The 18,081-nt window shown below is 50.7% G+C and carries 15 protein-coding genes and 1 riboswitch; of the genes, 2 read left to right on the top strand and 13 right to left on the bottom strand.

Annotation, left to right across the window (positions count from 1 at the left end; genetic code table 11):
- Positions 1-14: 14 nt before the first annotated feature.
- From LZ463_RS11410 to LZ463_RS11385, 6 genes are all read right to left on the bottom strand, one after another.
- Positions 15-4,247: a translocation/assembly module TamB domain-containing protein gene (locus LZ463_RS11410; protein WP_241455761.1), complete on the bottom strand. Its 4,233-nt coding sequence runs from the start codon at positions 4,245-4,247 to the stop codon at positions 15-17.
- A 1-nt stretch (position 4,248) separates the two neighbouring features.
- Complete coding sequence (locus tag LZ463_RS11405) at positions 4,249-6,108, bottom strand: autotransporter assembly complex protein TamA (RefSeq protein ID WP_241455760.1); 1,860 nt, start codon at positions 6,106-6,108, stop codon at positions 4,249-4,251.
- Positions 6,109-6,118: 10 nt separating this feature from the next.
- A complete protein-coding gene (locus LZ463_RS11400; RefSeq protein ID WP_241455759.1) occupies positions 6,119-6,562 on the bottom strand; it encodes a biopolymer transporter ExbD in 444 nt (147 codons plus the stop codon).
- Between the two features lie 14 nt (positions 6,563-6,576).
- Positions 6,577-7,272 (bottom strand): protein TolQ, encoded by a 696-nt coding sequence (gene tolQ, locus LZ463_RS11395; RefSeq protein ID WP_241455758.1) that lies wholly within the window; start codon positions 7,270-7,272, stop codon positions 6,577-6,579.
- 124 nt (positions 7,273-7,396) lie between these two features.
- Positions 7,397-7,795, bottom strand: coding sequence for a tol-pal system-associated acyl-CoA thioesterase (ybgC, locus tag LZ463_RS11390; RefSeq protein WP_241455757.1), 399 nt, complete (start codon positions 7,793-7,795; stop codon positions 7,397-7,399).
- Between the two features lie 11 nt (positions 7,796-7,806).
- A complete protein-coding gene (locus LZ463_RS11385; RefSeq protein WP_241455756.1) occupies positions 7,807-8,559 on the bottom strand; it encodes an SDR family NAD(P)-dependent oxidoreductase in 753 nt (250 codons plus the stop codon).
- Positions 8,560-8,789: 230 nt separating this feature from the next.
- Positions 8,790-8,915, top strand: a riboswitch (ZMP/ZTP riboswitch).
- A gap of 88 nt (positions 8,916-9,003) precedes the next feature.
- On the opposite strand from LZ463_RS11385, the gene glyA reads away from it, so the two are divergent.
- Both glyA and nrdR read left to right on the top strand, forming a co-directional pair.
- Positions 9,004-10,254: a serine hydroxymethyltransferase gene (gene glyA / locus LZ463_RS11380; protein ID WP_241455755.1), complete on the top strand. Its 1,251-nt coding sequence runs from the start codon at positions 9,004-9,006 to the stop codon at positions 10,252-10,254.
- Between the two features lie 153 nt (positions 10,255-10,407).
- A complete protein-coding gene (gene nrdR / locus LZ463_RS11375; RefSeq protein WP_241455754.1) occupies positions 10,408-10,860 on the top strand; it encodes a transcriptional regulator NrdR in 453 nt (150 codons plus the stop codon).
- 20 nt (positions 10,861-10,880) lie between these two features.
- Here nrdR and LZ463_RS11370 read toward each other — a convergent pair whose 3' ends face one another.
- The 7 genes from LZ463_RS11370 to LZ463_RS11330 all read right to left on the bottom strand — a co-directional run.
- The gene (locus tag LZ463_RS11370) at positions 10,881-11,327 is read right to left on the bottom strand and encodes a type IV pilin protein (protein ID WP_347176259.1); all 447 of its coding nucleotides are present in this window, start codon (positions 11,325-11,327) and stop codon (positions 10,881-10,883) included.
- 36 nt (positions 11,328-11,363) lie between these two features.
- Complete coding sequence (locus tag LZ463_RS11360; RefSeq protein ID WP_241455753.1) at positions 11,364-14,891, bottom strand: pilus assembly protein; 3,528 nt, start codon at positions 14,889-14,891, stop codon at positions 11,364-11,366.
- Positions 14,892-14,941: 50 nt separating this feature from the next.
- Positions 14,942-15,466 carry a pilus assembly PilX family protein gene (locus LZ463_RS11355; protein WP_241455752.1) on the bottom strand — a complete coding sequence of 175 codons (525 nt, stop codon included), beginning with the start codon at positions 15,464-15,466 and terminating at the stop codon, positions 14,942-14,944.
- A 32-nt stretch (positions 15,467-15,498) separates the two neighbouring features.
- Complete coding sequence (locus LZ463_RS11350) at positions 15,499-16,449, bottom strand: PilW family protein (RefSeq protein ID WP_241455751.1); 951 nt, start codon at positions 16,447-16,449, stop codon at positions 15,499-15,501.
- Between the two features lie 9 nt (positions 16,450-16,458).
- Positions 16,459-17,004, bottom strand: a complete 546-nt coding sequence (gene pilV, locus LZ463_RS11345; protein WP_241455750.1) for a type IV pilus modification protein PilV — start codon at positions 17,002-17,004, stop codon at positions 16,459-16,461.
- Positions 17,005-17,011: 7 nt separating this feature from the next.
- A complete protein-coding gene (locus tag LZ463_RS11340; RefSeq protein ID WP_277624031.1) occupies positions 17,012-17,602 on the bottom strand; it encodes a GspH/FimT family pseudopilin in 591 nt (196 codons plus the stop codon).
- A gap of 269 nt (positions 17,603-17,871) precedes the next feature.
- Positions 17,872-18,081 (bottom strand): hypothetical protein (locus tag LZ463_RS11330; protein WP_241455749.1); only part of this gene is annotated, 210 nt, incomplete at its 5' end.

Below are 18,081 nucleotides of genomic sequence, written 5' to 3'. Positions count from 1 at the left end.
TGTTCGTGGCATCGTCAATTAAACGAGAAAGTATAATTCACATCCACTGCTGATTCATTGCCGGTGCGGCCTATGATGCTGATCCTGCGGGTCAGTTGCCAACTGAGCTTGATGGCGCCGCTCGCATCTGACAGACCACGCTCCACCGACAAAACCAGGCCCGGCATGATGCGCTTGCCGACGCTGACCACCTGATCGGTACTGGCAGTATTGCTGGTACCCGTCGAACCAGCCACAGTCTGGCCAGGCAAGCGGGTGCCGTTACTACTGGACGAAGAGCCGATCGAAAATTCGTCAAAGCCCAGTCCTTGCACGATGTCGCGCGGCACATTGCGACTGCCGTCGCCACCAAAAATGGCGGTAGCGGCCGACATCAGCAATGATGCGTCACCGCTGGCCAACTGGTCAGAACTGCGCCCCAGTACCAGCCATGACAATTTTTCTGAATCAGGCACCACCGGCTCCGATACCAGCCTGACTTGCGGCGCAACGACCGTACCGACAATTTCTACCCCGGCTTCTACCGGCAGGCCACGGCGCAATGCCCGTATGTTCAGGCCAGGATTGGCTGGTGGTCCCTGGAAGTTGAGTATGCCTCTCTCTATCGCCAGTTGCTGTCCATAGCCTTCATACACACCCTTGACGGTACGTATGGAACCATTCGCCTGCAAGGGGCTGCCATCGACAGAGCGCAGACGCAGACTGCCTTCCAGGCCGGTATCAAGACCGCGACCGACAAAGACAAAGCGCGGCCCCATGTCAAAGCTGACATCGACACGGGTTTTGAGTCCCTTGCGGTTGCTGTCAGTTTCGCTGGCGCTATTGGCCATGCCATTGACTGTCTTACCGGATTTATCACTTTTACGAATCACGACGACATCGCTGGATAAACTGGGGGGCGGCAGTTTCGGCAGTTTGAAGTAAGCACCGTCAGCGGCCACTTTACCAGTCAGGCTCCAAATCTGATTCGCTTCAACGATATTAGCCTGGCCAGATACCACCAGCCACCTGTCCTTGCGTTGCAGCAGCGGGAACTGCTGCCATTGTGCCTGGATGCTACCGGTTTCCTTGTCTATATCAATGTCACCGCTGGCGGTGAACTGACCTTTTTTACCCAGCATATCAAGACCCTGGAATTGTGCATGGCGCGGTACGCTGGTCACGGTATTGGAAAACTCCAGCTTGCTGACTTTCAGGCGCTGATCTTCTATCTGGGCGTCAAGGCTGCCATTCGGCAAGAGCAAACCTTCCGAAGCAAACGCGACTTCCAGTTCACGGCCGCTCAGGTCGGCACGATAACGGGGCTGCCCCAGGTTGCCTTGCAATTGTCCGTTGATATTGAGCCTGCCTTTTAAAACCAGGCCGGGATTGATCAAGGGCCCCAGCCATTGCAGGTCCGGAATGCTGGCGCTGCCCTGCCCGCTTAAGGCTGCAGTTTTACTGATGGTCCAGGCATCATTTTGTTTGCTGACCTGGCTATTGAGTTTGACTTGCCATAGCCCCAGGCGACTACCATCGGCTTTCAGGTCAAGAGCAAGGTTTTCACCGTCACTACCAGCAACCAGTCCGCCCAGCTTCATTTGCAGGGCCAGTTCACGTATTCCCAGCGCCACCGATGTGCCTGTGCCCTCCGGATCATTAAAGCGCAGGTCACCACTTTGACGCTGCACCCTGATTTCCCCCTGAGCGCGGTCTTGCAGATTCAGGTTCCATTGTGCATTCAACCTGATGTTGCCACTGACGGCATATTGCGGCCTTACCAGGTCAACAATATCAAGGGCGTGTACATCGCTGAGTTGGCCACGGGTCTTGATGGACGCTGGTGTCCATTCCAGTTCATCCAGTTGCAGCTTGCCCAGTTCGCTTTGCAGGCTCAATGCACCAAGTTTGACTGTCTGCGCTGACACTTGCATGCTGGCGGCACTTTGCAGGCGTACATCTGGTTTGCCGCTCAGGCTAAGCGTCTGCAGTTGCCCATTCCAGGCCCAGGGATTGGCCGGGTTGCTTTGCAGGCTGCCACTGGCCGCCAGTTTCAGTGTTTGCTGATTGCTGAACGCGGTATCGAGCGTCAGTGTATGGGCATCACGACGACCTTTTAATTGCAGGTGCATTTGCTCAAGTTTATCGCTGCGCTTGGCATTTGTATTTGCGGTATTTGCAGCGCTTGCAGTATCAGTGCCAGACCAGTCAGCGCTGAGCTTGCTGGCTGTGATATCACCATCAAACTGTCCTTGCAGTCCATTGGCCAGATTCAGCTTGCCCTGCAGGCTGGCAACGCTGAAAACCTGTTTACCACGCTTGATAGTGATTTGTTGAGCCTGGGCATCGACACTGCCTGCAGGCTCATTGAAGCGACCTCGCAGGCTGGCATCTGCCTTGATGCTACCCCCTACTGCGAGTTGCCAGTGGTTGAGCAAGGGATTGAGTCTGCTGACATCCTGGGCATCCAGCCTGAGCTTCAATACATCATCAGGCTGCCCCCAGTTACCCTGGGCACTGATGCTGTTATTACCCCAGCTGACATCAAGTTGCCTGACTTGCAGTTGCTGATCCTGCTGCCAGCGTATATCAGCAAGGCCTTGCATGGTTTGTCCGGCATACTGTCCCTGCAATTGGGTCAGTTTCGCCTCCAGATGCAGGCGCGGATGTAATTGCCCCTGTGCTGTCAGTTCGGCTTGCAGGCGACCTGGCTGGGTATCGACCCATCGTGCAGGGTCAAAATCCTTGAGACTGGCCTTGACATGAAAAAGCTGCTGGCCAGCAAAGCTGATATCACCTGCCCCCTGTAACTGGGTCTGTTCAGCCTGTAAATCTATCTTGCTGAAACTCAGCAACTGTTTGTCATATCGATAGCTGGCCTCTGCCTGCAGACTGGCACGTGCATCGCGCAAATGTGCTTGCATGTTGATGCTGTGGTCCCTGGCTGTATGCGCAGAAAATTTGCCCTGGATATCGCTGGATCGCAAGCGTTGGTCAATCTGTTTCAGGTCGATATTAGCCAGATTGACGTCCAGTTCTGCCTGCAGTTTTCCTCCTGGCCACTGCACATGAGCGTCACCTTGCAACTTGCCGCGCCCGGCCAGTTGCACCTGTACTTTGCTTAACTGAATTTGCTCCCCCTGCCACAGCAAACTGGTATCGAGATTTTGCACTGGCAAGCTGCGCTGGTTGACAGGACCCGCTTTGGCATTGCTGATGCTGACGTTGCCTGTCAGGCCAAAAGAAGTGCTTTTGCTTGCAGCAGTATTGACAGGATTAAGCTGGGCCAGCACACGTAAATCCGCCTGTGGCGCACCGGCTTGCCAGACAGATGGGTCAACATGGCGTGCGTCAATTTGCAGGAGCGTAATAAAAGGTGCCTTGAATGGGGTAATCACAGCATTGGCCTTGCCTTGCATGACTCGCTGTGATCGTTCTGACGACGCTGTTGCCTGGCTGCCCAATTCTGTTTGCAGGGCAAGCTGTAATTGCGCCAGACTGCCGCTGACAGTTCCCTGCACAGCCATGCCTGCCGTAAAGGCAGGTAATTCGGGCCGGCTCAGCGCCTGCAGGCTGGCATTGCCTTCAAGCTTGAACGGTGTCTGGCTGCCCATCTTGCTGGTGGCTTCCACCCTGCCCCAAGGCGTGACTCCAGTTGCACTGGCCTGGAACTGACCAGACTGATAGCCAAACTTACCGCTCATGGCGCTCAATTGCAGGGTTTCTGTCATGGTTTTTCCATCGGCATGTAATTCACCAAGGACCAGACGGCCCAAGGCCAGCTGTTTTGCCTGCAAGCTTACAGGCAAGCTGAGGTCACCAGGCATGGTGGCCGGCTTATTGTTGGGCAGGCCAGCAATAAGCAGGGCACTGACGCTCAATCTGTTGATCTCTACATGCTTTTGCCATAGCGAACCGGGATACCAGTCAAGCTCGACAGCGCTGGCCTTGATATGCAATGCTTTGCTGGTATAAATAAACTCGTCGACTTTTAACTGATCACCAAGGCTGCCAGTGACACCGCTGAAATGCAAGCTGCCTATGCTCAAGTCTTCAACCAGCGCCAGTAGGCTGCGGGTACCGATCTGGGTTTTGCAGGCCCAGGCAAATAGCAGTACAGCGACAATGATGACAAGCAATACCAGCTTGATGACAAAACCAAGCATGCGACGCCATAACGGGCGCTTTTTTGCAGGCGGAGGAGAACTACCAGCTGGCGGTGTAACCGGTGACAATGGTGTGCTTGGTGTTTGATCAGCGGGCTGCATATCAGAACGCTATCGCAATCGAGAAATCGAGCCTGACTTTTTTTGCCTGTCGTCCATACGCAAGGTCGAGGGCAATCGGACCGGCCGGTGTTTTATAGCGTGCACCTACACCCATGCCCTGTTTCAGACTCAGCTCACGCCAAGTATCGGCAGCATTACCGACATCAATAAAGCTGGCGGCGCCCCAGACGGTATCGAGCCAATGGACGTACTCTGCACTGGCAGTAGCCATGACACGCCCGCCCCTGGTGCTGCCTACGTGCTGTATCCCCAGACTTTGATATGAATAACCACGCACCGTCGTGCTGCCACCGGTACGGAACAGATAATCCTCGGGGATACCTTCATCATCTTTGGAAAACACCGCACCCAGTTCTGCCCGCAGGATGACACTGTCGGTTTTGCGCACCGGGATCCAACGCTGGTATTTGGCGTAACTGCGGATGAAACGCTGGTCAGACAGCAAGGCTTTTTCTGATGCAGCGAGGTCCAGTTGCAAGATCTCGCCCTTGCGCGGATCAAAGGGCTGATCTACATCACGCCAGGTCCAGCCTACGCTGGCAACCAGGGCTTTGTTAATCTCTTCCGGCTCGCCTTCAGACTTGATTTTTTCCCTGACCATATTCAGACCCAACCTCTGCTCAAGATGGCCACGTGTACTGACGCGTTTGACGCCGAAAGCATTGCGGTCAGAGCGCACACCGGCGATATTGTCTTTTTCCAGCAACACACCGAAGGAATCGAGGTAATTATTGCCATTCGGCGGCAAATAGATATCCGCATAACCAAGCTGACGGCGCTGCTCCAGCCGCACGGCGCTACGCAAATCCCATGCCTTGCCCAGTATGTCGCGATCACGATAAGCAATCTCGCTGCGATAACCGGTATTAGTACTGTAGCCAAGCCCAAAACTGAGGTCACGTGCCTGACGTTCCACCACATTGACATCAACGGGTATTGCATCGGCTTTGTCAGGATCGGGGTCGATGCCAACAGCGACAGTGGCAAAGTAAGGTGAATTTTGCAAAGCACGCTGGAAATCGAGCAAGCGACTGCGTGAATAAACTTCCCCTTTCTGCGGCGCCTGATATCTGTCTATCAACCAGGATGGGTAACGCTGCATGCCGGTGACGCGGATATCACCAAGAGTAAACACCGGCCCGCTCTCCACTTCGACTTTCAGGACGGCGCTATGCTGGTCGGCGTCGACTCTGGCCTCGCTGTCCGTGATTTTTGCGGCGGCATAGGCATCTGCCCGCAGGCTTTCCAGCATCTGGGTTTTGGCACCAGTCCAGTCATTTTCGCGAAATGGCTGCCCCACCGCCAGGCCCCAGTCTTCCTGCAAATTGCGCCGGCGCTTGATGGCTGCCTTGTCTCCGGTGTCGATTGCATCAGACAAAGGACCAAACACTTTAAGCGAGACATTTTCTATCACCGTACGCTCACCGGCATTCACAGTCACATGGATCAGTCTGTCAGTCTTGCCGGCATCAGGATTTTCAAACTGTATCTGCGGGGAAAAGTAACCTTCAGTTGCGAGAATATTGCCGATATCCTGCCTCAACCTGCGTATCAGTGCCGGTGTAATATTTTGCGCTTCTGCATTGCCAGACAATTCAGCAATATGCTCGCGCAGCAAGTCAGCCCAATGGCTTTTTGCGGCCTGTAGTTGCAGACGCCCGGTACTGCTGACACGAACAGGCTCAGCATCGCTGCTGACCTCGCTATTGACTTCAGGACTTGCTGTTGACTGTGTTTTGTTTGTCCCTGGCTCTGAACTTTGCTGCGCTCCTGCCGATGTCGCCGCAAGCATGCTGACAACACACAAAATAGTCAGGCAAGGGCGCAGTGTTTTCTGCATCAGCGCCAGCTCATTTGGTTGCCAGACCGACGCGGCTGATACCAAGCTTCTTTGCTTCTGATATCACTTGTATGACCTCATCATAAATCATGCCCTTGTCAGCAGATACCATGACGGGCATATCGGGTTTGGCGTCGTGGAATTCACGCAGCTTTTGCATGAGCTGCATACGATCCCTTGCCTCTTCCTTGCCCTCCTGTCGATTGTTGCCATTGCTACCAGCCACACTATTGATACTGATGGTCGATGGCGCATTGGGACGCAAGGTGATTTCTATAAAATCCTTTGGCGGTTGCTTGGATATCCCGGCTGTCGGTATGTCGATGACGCTGGGGTTGGTCATCGGTGCACACACCATGAAAATCACCAGCAAGACCAGCATCACGTCAATGTAAGGAACGACATTGATCTCTGCCTTGAATTTGCGTTTACGTTCGCCACGCAGGGTACTCATGCTGTCAGTTCTTCTCAGCGCGATTGACGCTGCAGAATATTCGAAAACTCCTCAATGAAAGTTTCAAAGCGTATCGCCAGCCTGTCTATATCATGGGAGTAGCGGTTATAAGCCAGCACGGCCGGGATGGCCGCAAACAGGCCTATGGCGGTGGCAATCAGTGCTTCAGCAATACCGGGTGCAACCGCAGCCAGTGTCGCCTGCTGCACATTCGCCAGGCCACGGAAAGAGTTCATGATGCCCCAGACCGTGCCGAACAGGCCGATATATGGCGATACCGAACCTACCGAAGCCAAGAAGGATAAATGTGCTTCCAGCAAATCCATTTCACGCTGATAAGACGCACGCATGGCGCGACGGGCACCGTCCAGCATGGCGCCGGCATCAAGCGAGGCCTTGTTGGCGCTCTTGACCTTGTGATATTCACTCATGCCTGCTTCAAAGATACGTTCCAGCGCGCCGCTGGTATCACGACCTGTGCGACGGCTGTTGGTGGCGGCAGCGTACAGATCCACCAGATTACCGCCAGACCAGAAATTACGCTCAAACTCTTCTGTCTGTGTACGGGCCTTTTTAATGGCAAACATCTTGCTGAAGATATAGGTCCAGCTGGTCAGCGATACGCCCAATAACAAAGCCATGACTAGTTGCACCAGGACTGAGGCATTGGTAATCAGGCTTAAAAATGAAAGATCTTGAGTAACATTCATATTGAATCAATTTAAAATCAAAAACGAAGGCCAGAAGCATATCAGCATGGCCGTAGTGATCATGACGGCAATCACAGCACCTTGGCAGCATACGATCTGCCGCATTATCACATTACCCCTATATTCAGGCAATTTTTGCCAATACTTCAGCAGGTATGGCAGCAGGCCTGACAGCAGCCTTGCTCACGCACCCTACCTTGATATTGCCGCTGGCAAGCAAACGGTCACCACACCAGGCTTCTTGCATAAACTGTACAGAAGCCCGGCCCAGCTTTTCGACCACGACAGTGAGTCTTAGTTCATCGTCAAGCCTGGCGGGTGCATGATACTCGACTGCGGTAGCTTTGACGACAAACATCAAGCCCTGTTCATCCGCCATCAGTTGCTGGTTGACTCCGGCAGCCCGCAGCCATTCAGTGCGTGCACGCTCAAAAAACTTCAGGTAATTGGCATAAAACACGATGCCACCGGCATCGGTATCTTCGTAATATACGCGTACTGGCCAGACAAATACAGGTTTCATCCGGGCTTACCCTACGCCGGACTGCGTTTGATATTGAGTGGCCCATAACCCTGGCATGTGGGCATCATCTCTATATGGTTGATGTTGACGTGGGCAGGCAGGGTCGCTATCCAGTAGGCAGTTTCGGCAATATCGACGGCCGTCAATGGTACCGTACCCTCATAGACCTTGGCGGCAGCTTCATCATTACCACGCATGCGTACATTGGAAAATTCTGTGCCGCCGCACAGACCCGGCGCGATATTGGTGGCGCGTACACCGGTACCAACCAGATCGGCACGCAGGTTACGGGTAAACTGCTCGACAAAAGCCTTGGTTGCGCCATAGACATTGCCACCTGGATAGGGTGTTTCACCAGCCACAGAACCGATGTTGATGACCAGACCGCTGCCACGTGCCACCATGGCGGGCAAAATAGCCCTGGTTACTGTCACCAGACCCTTGGTGTTGGTGTCTATCATGGTATCCCATTCCTCTTGTGAGGCCAGATGGGCGGGTTCTGTCCCCAGTGCCAGACCGGCATTGTTGACCAATACGTCCACCGGCAGCCAGTCTGCGGGCAAGCCTGTCAGCGCCGTATTGATGGACTCCTTGCTGGTGACATCCAGGGTAACCGGTAGCAAGGCTGCTCCAAGCTCAGCCTGCAAGGCAGATAAACGCTCGGTACGGCGTGCCGCAGCGATGACTTTATGCCCTTCGCGGACGAACTTTCGCGCCATTTCTTCACCAAAACCTGAGCTTGCACCTGTAATCAATACGATCATGCTGATTTCCTTAATTATTTGCAGGCAATATGCCTAGCGGCTACGACGTTGTGTGATGCATTATTTTAAGTGTTTTTGCCATTGCGCTGCTGATAGTCGACATTTGGCCTGTTTTTAGCCCTTGCTAAGCACGTACCTATGAATATATTACTTATCGAAAGAATAATTTCACTTACCACGACGCTTGCACTTGCCCATTCATACGTCATCACGTAAAATCCTTGCACCATTTCATCTCACGTGACTGGCGAAACGACCAAGTTTTTCATCAAGGATCTGGTCTAAGGTGGAGCTCCACCGGGAAGCGTGAGATTTCGGGGTCTTTCTGACTCCAGCCGTGCGCCTGGGTAGCCTGATGGTAAAGCAATGAGGCTGCCCCTATCCGTTTCAGACACCTCATTAACAACAATCATTGTTTATTAACAGGAATAATCAGGAACCGCCATGTTTGCAAAAAATCATACTCTCGCCAACGTAGATCCAGAACTGTTTGCTACGATACAAAAAGAAAATGTCCGTCAACAAGAGCATATCGAGTTGATCGCCTCTGAAAACTATTGCTCCCCTGCCGTCATGGAAGCCCAGGGCTCCCAATTGACCAACAAATATGCCGAAGGCTATCCAGGCAAGCGCTACTACGGTGGCTGCGAGCATGTGGACGTGGTTGAACAACTGGCGATAGATCGCCTGAAACAATTGTTCAATGCCAATTTTGCCAACGTGCAACCCAATTCCGGCTCACAGGCCAACCAGGGCGTGTTTTTCGCCTTGCTGAGCCCTGGCGACACCATCATGGGCATGAGCCTGGCTGAAGGTGGTCACCTGACCCATGGCATGCCTTTGAATATGTCTGGCAAATGGTTCAATGTCGTGTCCTACGGCTTGAATGCACAGGAAGACATTGATTACGACGCCATGGAAAAACTGGCTCGCGAAACCAAGCCTAAACTGATCATCGCCGGTGCATCTGCATTTGCCCTGCGTATCGACTTTGAGCGTTTCTCCAAAATCGCCAAGGAAATCGGTGCCTATTTCATGGTTGACATGGCGCACTACGCAGGTCTGATTGCTGCCGGTGTCTATCCTAACCCTGTACCGTTTGCGGACGTCGTGACATCGACTACCCACAAGAGCCTGCGCGGCCCACGTGGCGGCATCATCCTGACAAATGACGAAGCGATTTCCAAGAAAATCAATTCTGCGATCTTCCCCGGCTTGCAAGGTGGGCCACTGATGCATGTTATCGCTGGCAAAGCGGTTGCTTTCAAAGAAGCGCTGACACCAGAATTCAAAGCTTATCAGGAACAAGTCGTCAAGAATGCTGCAGCCCTGGCAAATACCTTGACTGAACGTGGCCTGCGTATTGTTTCTGGCCGCACCGAGTCCCATGTGATGCTGGTCGATTTACGCCCTAAAAACTTGACAGGTAAAGAAGCCGAAGCCATCCTGGGTTCCGCCCATATGACTTGCAATAAAAACGGTATTCCTAACGACCCGCAAAAACCGATGATCACTTCCGGTATTCGTCTGGGTAGCCCGGCCATGACAACCCGTGGTTTTAAAGAAGCTGAAGCTGTCAAGGTCGGTAACCTGATTGCCGATGTCCTGGACAATCCGCATGATGCTGCCACAATAGAGCGCGTGAAAGCAGAAGTGAAACAACTGACAGATGCTTTCCCAGTCTATCAAGCTTGATGTTGAGTCACGTGCCAGCTTGATGCAGACTTGTTTTTGATCGAATCTTGACATAATCCAGGCTGCAACAAGGCTACAGCAAAAGCCACTCGCCTGAGTGGCTTTTGCATATTTGCACCACAAAAACCAATATACCAGGACTAGCTACGCACGATGAAATGCCCTTATTGCCACAATGATGACACCCAGGTCATCGATACCCGTGTTTCGGAAGAAGGTAATGTCATACGCCGTCGTCGCCGCTGCGCTGACTGCGACAAACGTTTCACGACCTATGAACGTATAGAGTTGACCATGCCCGTCATCGTCAAGAAAAACGGCAGCCGTACCGAATACGAAACCAGTAAACTGCGCGCCAGCCTGATGCTGGCCCTGCGTAAGCGGCCAGTATCTGCTGAAGCAGTCGAGACGGCCATACAAAGGATAGAAGAAAAATTATTGTCTAGCGGCGAAAGAGAAGTGATGTCCGGCCATCTTGGCGAACTGGTGATGCGCGAACTAAAACGCCTCGACAAAATCGCCTACATCCGCTTCGCTTCTGTCTACAAAAGCTTTGAAGATGTATCCGAATTTGCCGAGGCGATACAAGAAGTCAGGAAAAGCTGACCCTGTACGAATATTTTACCTCACTTATTCCAGCATTCGTCTACAGTAAGTGAGCCAGAGACTGTCCTGGCACCAAAATTGTTGATCGTAAAGGTACCACAAGGATCTGACGCCATTCTACCGCCAGGACGTGGCACAGCTTGTATGCTGTATGTCGTTGGCGTAGCAGCTACAGCAAAACTGATATTGTAGTCTATGGACGTCCCGGTTGCACCAGCTGGGCTGACCAATACTGGCAAGGCAACTGCAGCGCCTCCCTTGTCAATATCATAGCGGTCATTGATCGCCAGAAAACTTTCCATGAACTGGACATCCTGCTGAAGCTTGGCCTTGGCATCTGTACGCCTCCCCCTTCTTACATGATCCATATAAGAAGGGGCTGCAATAGCTGTCAGGAGCCCTATAACGACGACAGCAATCATGAGTTCAATCAGGGTAAATCCTTTTTCCGATTTCTTTGGTAACACTTCACACCTCTGTTTCATTTATCTCTGTCAACAATCTCAATCTGTACGCAGTAACTGTTTCCAGATTCTCTTGGATGGGCTCACGTTTTGGCTGAAATCAATCTTCTTAGGCATTGGTCCTCCTGGATCTGTTGCGCCAGAAGAAGGTGGTTGATAAATAATAGACTTATTTCCCTTTTTAAGGATTGTCGTACCAAAGGTCAATGCACCTTGCTTACCTGCGATCACCGTGTCTGAAGCATCCACTTTACCGTCACCAGTCGTATCCACAACAGGATAGGCAAAAGTACCGCCGGTTAAAGCACGCAAAATGAACGTCGTTGATTTGCCATCGGAAGAGCAAGTATCCAATGCACTGGCAGGAATAATCGATGTAAATATAACTTCATCGAAATAAACCTGAGGATCAATGGTAATACGCTCCCCTGTTGAAAGAGTGGTATCCAGGTCCATATACCAGCCACGTTTTGACGTGTAATCAACCGCCTGACTATCCACAGTATAGTTGGAACCAGATACACTCAATGTCTGCTTTTGCAGGGCAGATTGACTACCAGTAATAGCATTATTGGTCACACTAGGAACACTGAAATTATCCCAAACACCGTAGATGGATTGAATATCAACATTCAGTGGGTCATCCGTTTCATAGATCTTACCTGTGCCAAACAAGACCATCGCTCCGCCTTTAGGGTGCGGAATCAGGTCAGGCTGCACAGTGATAGGCTGAGTTTTACCTGAACGTATGGCTCTAAACAGAGGCGTGTTGGAAAAGGCAATTGTCGTACCACTATTGCTCACATTGAACTTCCACATGTTTCCCTGCAAATCACCTGCATAGATAGTTTTGATCGTGGAATCCACATTGTACAATAGCCTTGGAGACGCCAATCCGTTTGGTGTGCCCGCAGAACCTACGCCAGTATCGACCTTGGTAATCACCCCGTCCTTCAGGCGGATAATAAACAATACCGCATGTTTGTTATCACTTTCATAGCCATTACCCATGATGGCAACCCAGTCTCCATTTGGCATGCGACCAATCTGTGCGTTACCTATGGTATACCCCAAATCGCCATCATTGGCTGAAGTAATTTCCCACAAAACCTTGCTTGCACCGAAGGCATTGGGGTCCGTCACATCCAGGGCAAATACAGAACGCCCACCGGCCCCTGTTGTACCGACCAATGCCGTTTTCCAACCATTGTCCCAGTAATCTCCCAGTGAAGGCGTGCCATCTACATAGAAGCGATGTCCATAAGTAGTCCTGGACAGCAAGGGCAGGTTAGTGACAACAGCCTTGGGAATATAGGCGAACTTTTCAACCCCGGTCGCGCCGTCCAATGCGTGCAACATGCCGTCATTGCCACCTATATAAACCATCGATGTACGCGTTGCCTTGCTGCTCAGGAAAGTATTATACGGATTTGCTTTTTCAGGAGCGCCTGCTGGCAAAAAGTTATAGCCGTTGTTGCTGCCTTCTTTAAGATACTGGGGAGCAGAGTTCACAAAGTCGCCAAATGCCATGGTACGCGGACGCAAATAGCCCAGATCAGGCCCTCCTTTGATATATTCAATAATATTGTTTGCAGTAACTGCACCAAGGGGACTGTATGTTGCAGCCTCATTTGTATACGAAACCAGATCGGCAGGAGCTATATTGGCCAGTTCAAATTTCCTGCCTTTGAGAGTTGCGTCTACATAAGTATATACATTGTCTTTTCTGGTTGCATAGGCTGGCGCGGATGCCGTCCACCCCCCTGTTGTAAGATTACCATCCGCATCCAAAGGCCTTTGCACTACCTGGCCCGACCAGTCAGAAGTACGGTAACTGGATGTATAGAGACTACTGCCACTACGCACCGTATTACTGGACGTACCCACCGCAGCCGCATCACCAACGCGTTCTGAAATAGTATTCAATGAAGATTCAAGGGCATTCGCAAATTCCGTGGGGTTTGAAGCACTGAAATATTTACCCCTGGAATTCACTGCCGCATGCCATAGATCGTCTACCTGATTGGTCGACGCATCCGGCCACTGCTTGGTGCCACTGGTTAAAGCAGGCAAGTCTACCGCCGGATCAAGAACACCCTTGACGCCCAAACCAACGGTAAAGTGCACCAAATGCTGCCAAAAAGCCGGGTCCGCACCAGAAACAGGTACATTTTTCTTTGCAGCTCCCCAGTCTGGACGCAGGTCACGCGACCAATAGTAAAAAGCAATATCGGCCAAAGTATCGCTATAACTATCACTATACGGGCCAGCAGGAGCGTAAGTATATGTTGAACTCGGACCTGTAATAGTTGGGCCGGCGGTACCGTCATAATTGGCATTACGACCACCTGCTGCCGCAGCGCCATTCCAGTAACCATCTGTCATCAAGATGTTGTAGTTTTGGCGACAGGTAAGTTGTGTACTCGCTAAACCAACACCGTTCTGGGTTTGCCACGGTCCGGTAATAGATGTGTCAGTAAAATATTGACCAATATCATCTACCGCATTGCGCAAAGGTGTGCCAGCGGCAGGCATTCTCTGCTTATACAAGGTATTGAGAAAATTGGTTTTATTAGTGCTGCTAAAATCATCCGAAATTTTATTGATGACCGTACCATTCGTATTAATGGTGCCAAAACCAACCCTGATGGTAGAGCTTTGTTTTGCGAATGCCTGACCACTACCGCCACGTGCAGTCAAGATACGCGAACGGTGATATTGAAACCAGTTCGCAAAATTCTGTAGTTCCTGAGCGATAGTACACGCTGTTAGCGGACAGTCGGTCCTGGCTGGGGCCTTGGCAGGTAAAGTAGTACCTGTCTTGATTTCAATACGCGTGAAACAACTTAATGTACTGGTATTACATGAACCACCGCCGTTATAAACATAATATAAAGCGGGAAATATAGTACGCGCACCCGTATCATAGTCACTTGCATCGTCTTTCAACCAGGCATAGGCGCCAGCAGCAAAAGTAACACTATTAGTCAGGTCTATAGTATTGGTATTTGTCCCGCCAGAAGGAGCAACAGGATTATACAAAGCGCTTGAAGGAGTTGCAGCGGCCATCTGCCCTCCTGCAGGGGCAGCCCAAGGCTGGTACAACACTTTGGGATCATAATAAGCCTTGTTCACATCAGACGAACGCCAGCGAGCCACTGTAATATTGTGATTAAAACCAACCACGACCTGGTTTGCGATACCATAATCGCCAGCACCAGAAACATTATACAAATTGGCTGGTTTAGGGAATACATTGGTTATCCAGCAGGAGTGACCAGTACCAGCGCAATAATTGTCCATCTCGGAACCCTTGGGTTGCCAACTACTGCCATTCCAGTACCTGTCCAGGCTGGGATCGCCCGTTTTTGGGATATCATCAGGCATCATCTCAAACATCATCGAACCTGAATCGTCCAGGGTATAGAAAATATTTGGCGGAACATTAGGCTTGACCAGCGGGGGCACTTGTGAAATGCCGGCATACACATGAGCAGTCATGCCAAACTGGGCAGCCACTGCGCAAATCACGTAATAGGTGAGCGGCTTGTTAAACTTGTTAATCATGATTTCCTCTTCAATTCGCTAATCTGTCTGCAATCACCAAACATATTTAATTATTTACCGCCACCTAAATACCAGACCACCTGCAACCAAATAACACTGGTCGGCACAATGCCCTGCCCCCTGGCAGTAATCATATAAGCCGAAGCCAGACCCGCACTACCGGCATTATTGCTATCAGTAAAACCAAATGTACTTGGCGGCCTAATCCACTCTTCTATGATGCACTCGGGCTGCGCCGATACATCAGGCACTGTTCCGGCTGGTAATCTGTACCCAGAAGTCGTCCAATTTGACCTAAGCTGCCATAAAGTAGGAGCGGGGAAATCTGGAGGGCCGGATGCATATAGATTGATCGGGATGCCGTGGACAGTCTGTGTAGCCCCCGTCGTCAAGGGCCCCCCATTGGTCGTCAGCTCAAAATCTTTTTGGCAGTATCGCAACGCAGTTTCTGCCGCCTGAAATGCCATATTCTGTTCACGCATGCTCTTGGCAATACTCTCATCCTGAGTTGCCCTGCGTACGGCAGTGATCGCCAACAAGGTCAACACCATCAGAAAAACCAATGCCGTGATCATGACAAAACCCCTTTGGGCTACATATAACGATCTCATAACGAATTTCCTGCAGCACGTCCGCGCAAAGTAACGACAGTAGAAAATGTTGAATACAGTCTCTTGTCCGTAGGGGTTACAACATTACCGGAACAGTCTGTATACTTGGTTGAGGTAGGGGCCAAATTATCATTGGCAGAACGCATGACCAGGCAAATTTTGGCCGATACAACGCGTGCCCACTTTGATAATGGCGGGTCCCCAGGCAATTGCCCCGCAGGTGCCGGGACTGTACCAGCTACTAGAGAAGCAGCACTGAAAAAGCTGTTTGCTGATTGGGTACCTTGTTGGTCATAGCCATAAATTACTTTCATGTCTACAACATTTTCCATCACGGGCTGCCCAGCCAGCCAGGAGGAGGTGCCAAAGGCAACTCCTCCGTTACCAACACAATACAACTCATTACGATTGGTTGTTGCATTTAGCGCAATATAATATCGATTTTCAATCGTATAAGTACTGTCAGCAGGATTGATGGCTATCGCCTGTCCCAGGCAATCTGTTGGAGATACCGCCGATGCACTTCCTTGGTTAGCGTTATCAGAATCTACAATGTAGTGAACTATAAAACTATCTGGCGCGGTCCCACTATTGGTGCATACCGCCGGGCTGGCCGTAGCTGAAACAAATCCGCCCGTACATCCTGCTATAGGCTCTCCCCAGACGATAGTATTGTAGTCCGTTGCACCACCGCCACTTTCAGTTTGATTGCCAGTATTTTTGATGTTTCCATACCCCACCATACGTACATGGTAAGCGAGCATATTCAAAGCCATACGCCCGTCCTCTTCCATCAGGGATTTATCATCGAAAATCCTGTATGTTTGAGAGTTGCTAATAAAAAGTGACGTCACCGCAAGCGAAATGACCAAACCTATCGCCATGGCGATCATGACCTCAGCCAGGGTACGTCCTCTTGTATATTTCAAAGTCATAAAACTCATCATTGCCTCTGCTTATGGTGTAAATCTGAGACTGATACAACGTACACCTGCTCCTGGTGCAGGTGGAGTTGCAGCCGGACAAGCAGGATCGACAGCCGTGAAATTAGGCTCTTTCCACATAACGGTAACGTCATAACCACCAACAGCATTTTGAACAATATAACCAGCGCCTCCATACATGCGTGTTCCTAGCGTTCTCAGCCATTCGGCAACATCTTTATTAGCGACTTCCTGTGGTGTGCAGTTATTCGAATTTGCACATCCCGGGACGGTAGGTAGCGACGCGATTGTGGTCGCATAAGGCGTCTGATAATTGTAAAAATTCGGCGCCGCACCTGTGTCCTTATCTTTAATTGCCTGACCATTTGCGCGCATGCGATCACTGATATCGTAAGCTGCCTGTGTTGCCTCCGAGCGATAATTAGCACTCTTAAGATATTTCAAGGTATTCGCCTGTAAGCTTGCAACCCCCAACAGACCAATGGCAACAATGACCATCGTCACGATGATTTCTACCATCGAGACACCCTTCTGTTTACCTAATACAAATATTTTCATAACAACCTCAGCACGGCAGAGTTTTAACGACACTTACTCTTCGGGTAGAAGATAAGCAAACATAGCGGTCATAAGGTGTCCCCATATAAGCGTCAGGAGGTTTAATGTAAAAAGTGGTTGCTGTCCCAGTTGTTCCAATCCCCCCTATACCATTGATAACAATGTTTTGCGCATTTGGCGTAGGCACAATGGACCCCTCTGTTACACTCCGCAATAAAGCGGGTTGCACTTTAAGCAAAGTATCTCCTGCATCAAACTGACCATTCGCATTTGCATCGAGAAACATGATCCAACCACTGGCCCACCCCACATTTGAAGCTCCGTTACTGACAACAGCTGAGCAAGCGGGTGTAGCGGCATCAGCATTATCGCTTTTGCAAATAGTGACCGCGCCGCGGGTATTCGCTATCCCCTTTGCGATCGTAATTGCACCGTGAAGCAGGCTGGCATTCGTCGTACTTCGACTCTTAACCAAGAATGCCCGATAGTTGGGCAAAGCAATTGCCGTGATGAGTCCTACAATGGCGACGACTATCATCAATTCGATGAGAGTAAAGCCACGCTCGTGATAGGATGATTTGAATTTCAGCATGTTCATAATTTGATTGCCCTCTACTTATGCATAATATAGATGCTTGCCTATATGCATCAATGCTTTCTAGATTAGCGGTCAGCTTTTGGTGATGAATGGTAAAAAATGATTTCAAGCAAGCATGGAATTTTACAAATAAACAAACCCTAAGGGAAAAGACCTGAAATGCTGAGGATACACAAAGAAGTACAGCTGCAGGTTGCCGTGTCTAGTTATTATGCATATGGGCAAGCAAACATAGCCCCGCGTCTCAACAGACGCCACCAGGCATCAAGCTACACAAGGGCACAGGACTGAAGATTTGCCGGTCGAAGTAGAACTCCCGGCATGCGAAACACCACCAAAAATTTTGCACTACAGTTGTGAGTCTGCGGATTCTGATAGGGGGTGTTAATGTTGACTTCGTAGTTCGTTTTTTGGATGCCTGTCGCTTCGTTTTTGCTGCTTGTTGTTGTCGTTGCGAGGAGGGGGAATTGGTGAATTGT

The sequence above is a fragment of the Undibacterium paludis genome, assembly GCF_022568815.1.
In the GTDB taxonomy this organism is placed as follows: domain Bacteria; phylum Pseudomonadota; class Gammaproteobacteria; order Burkholderiales; family Burkholderiaceae_D; genus Undibacterium.
The sequence above is the reverse complement of the archived record's forward strand: the minus strand, read 5'-3'. Positions and strand labels throughout refer to the sequence as shown.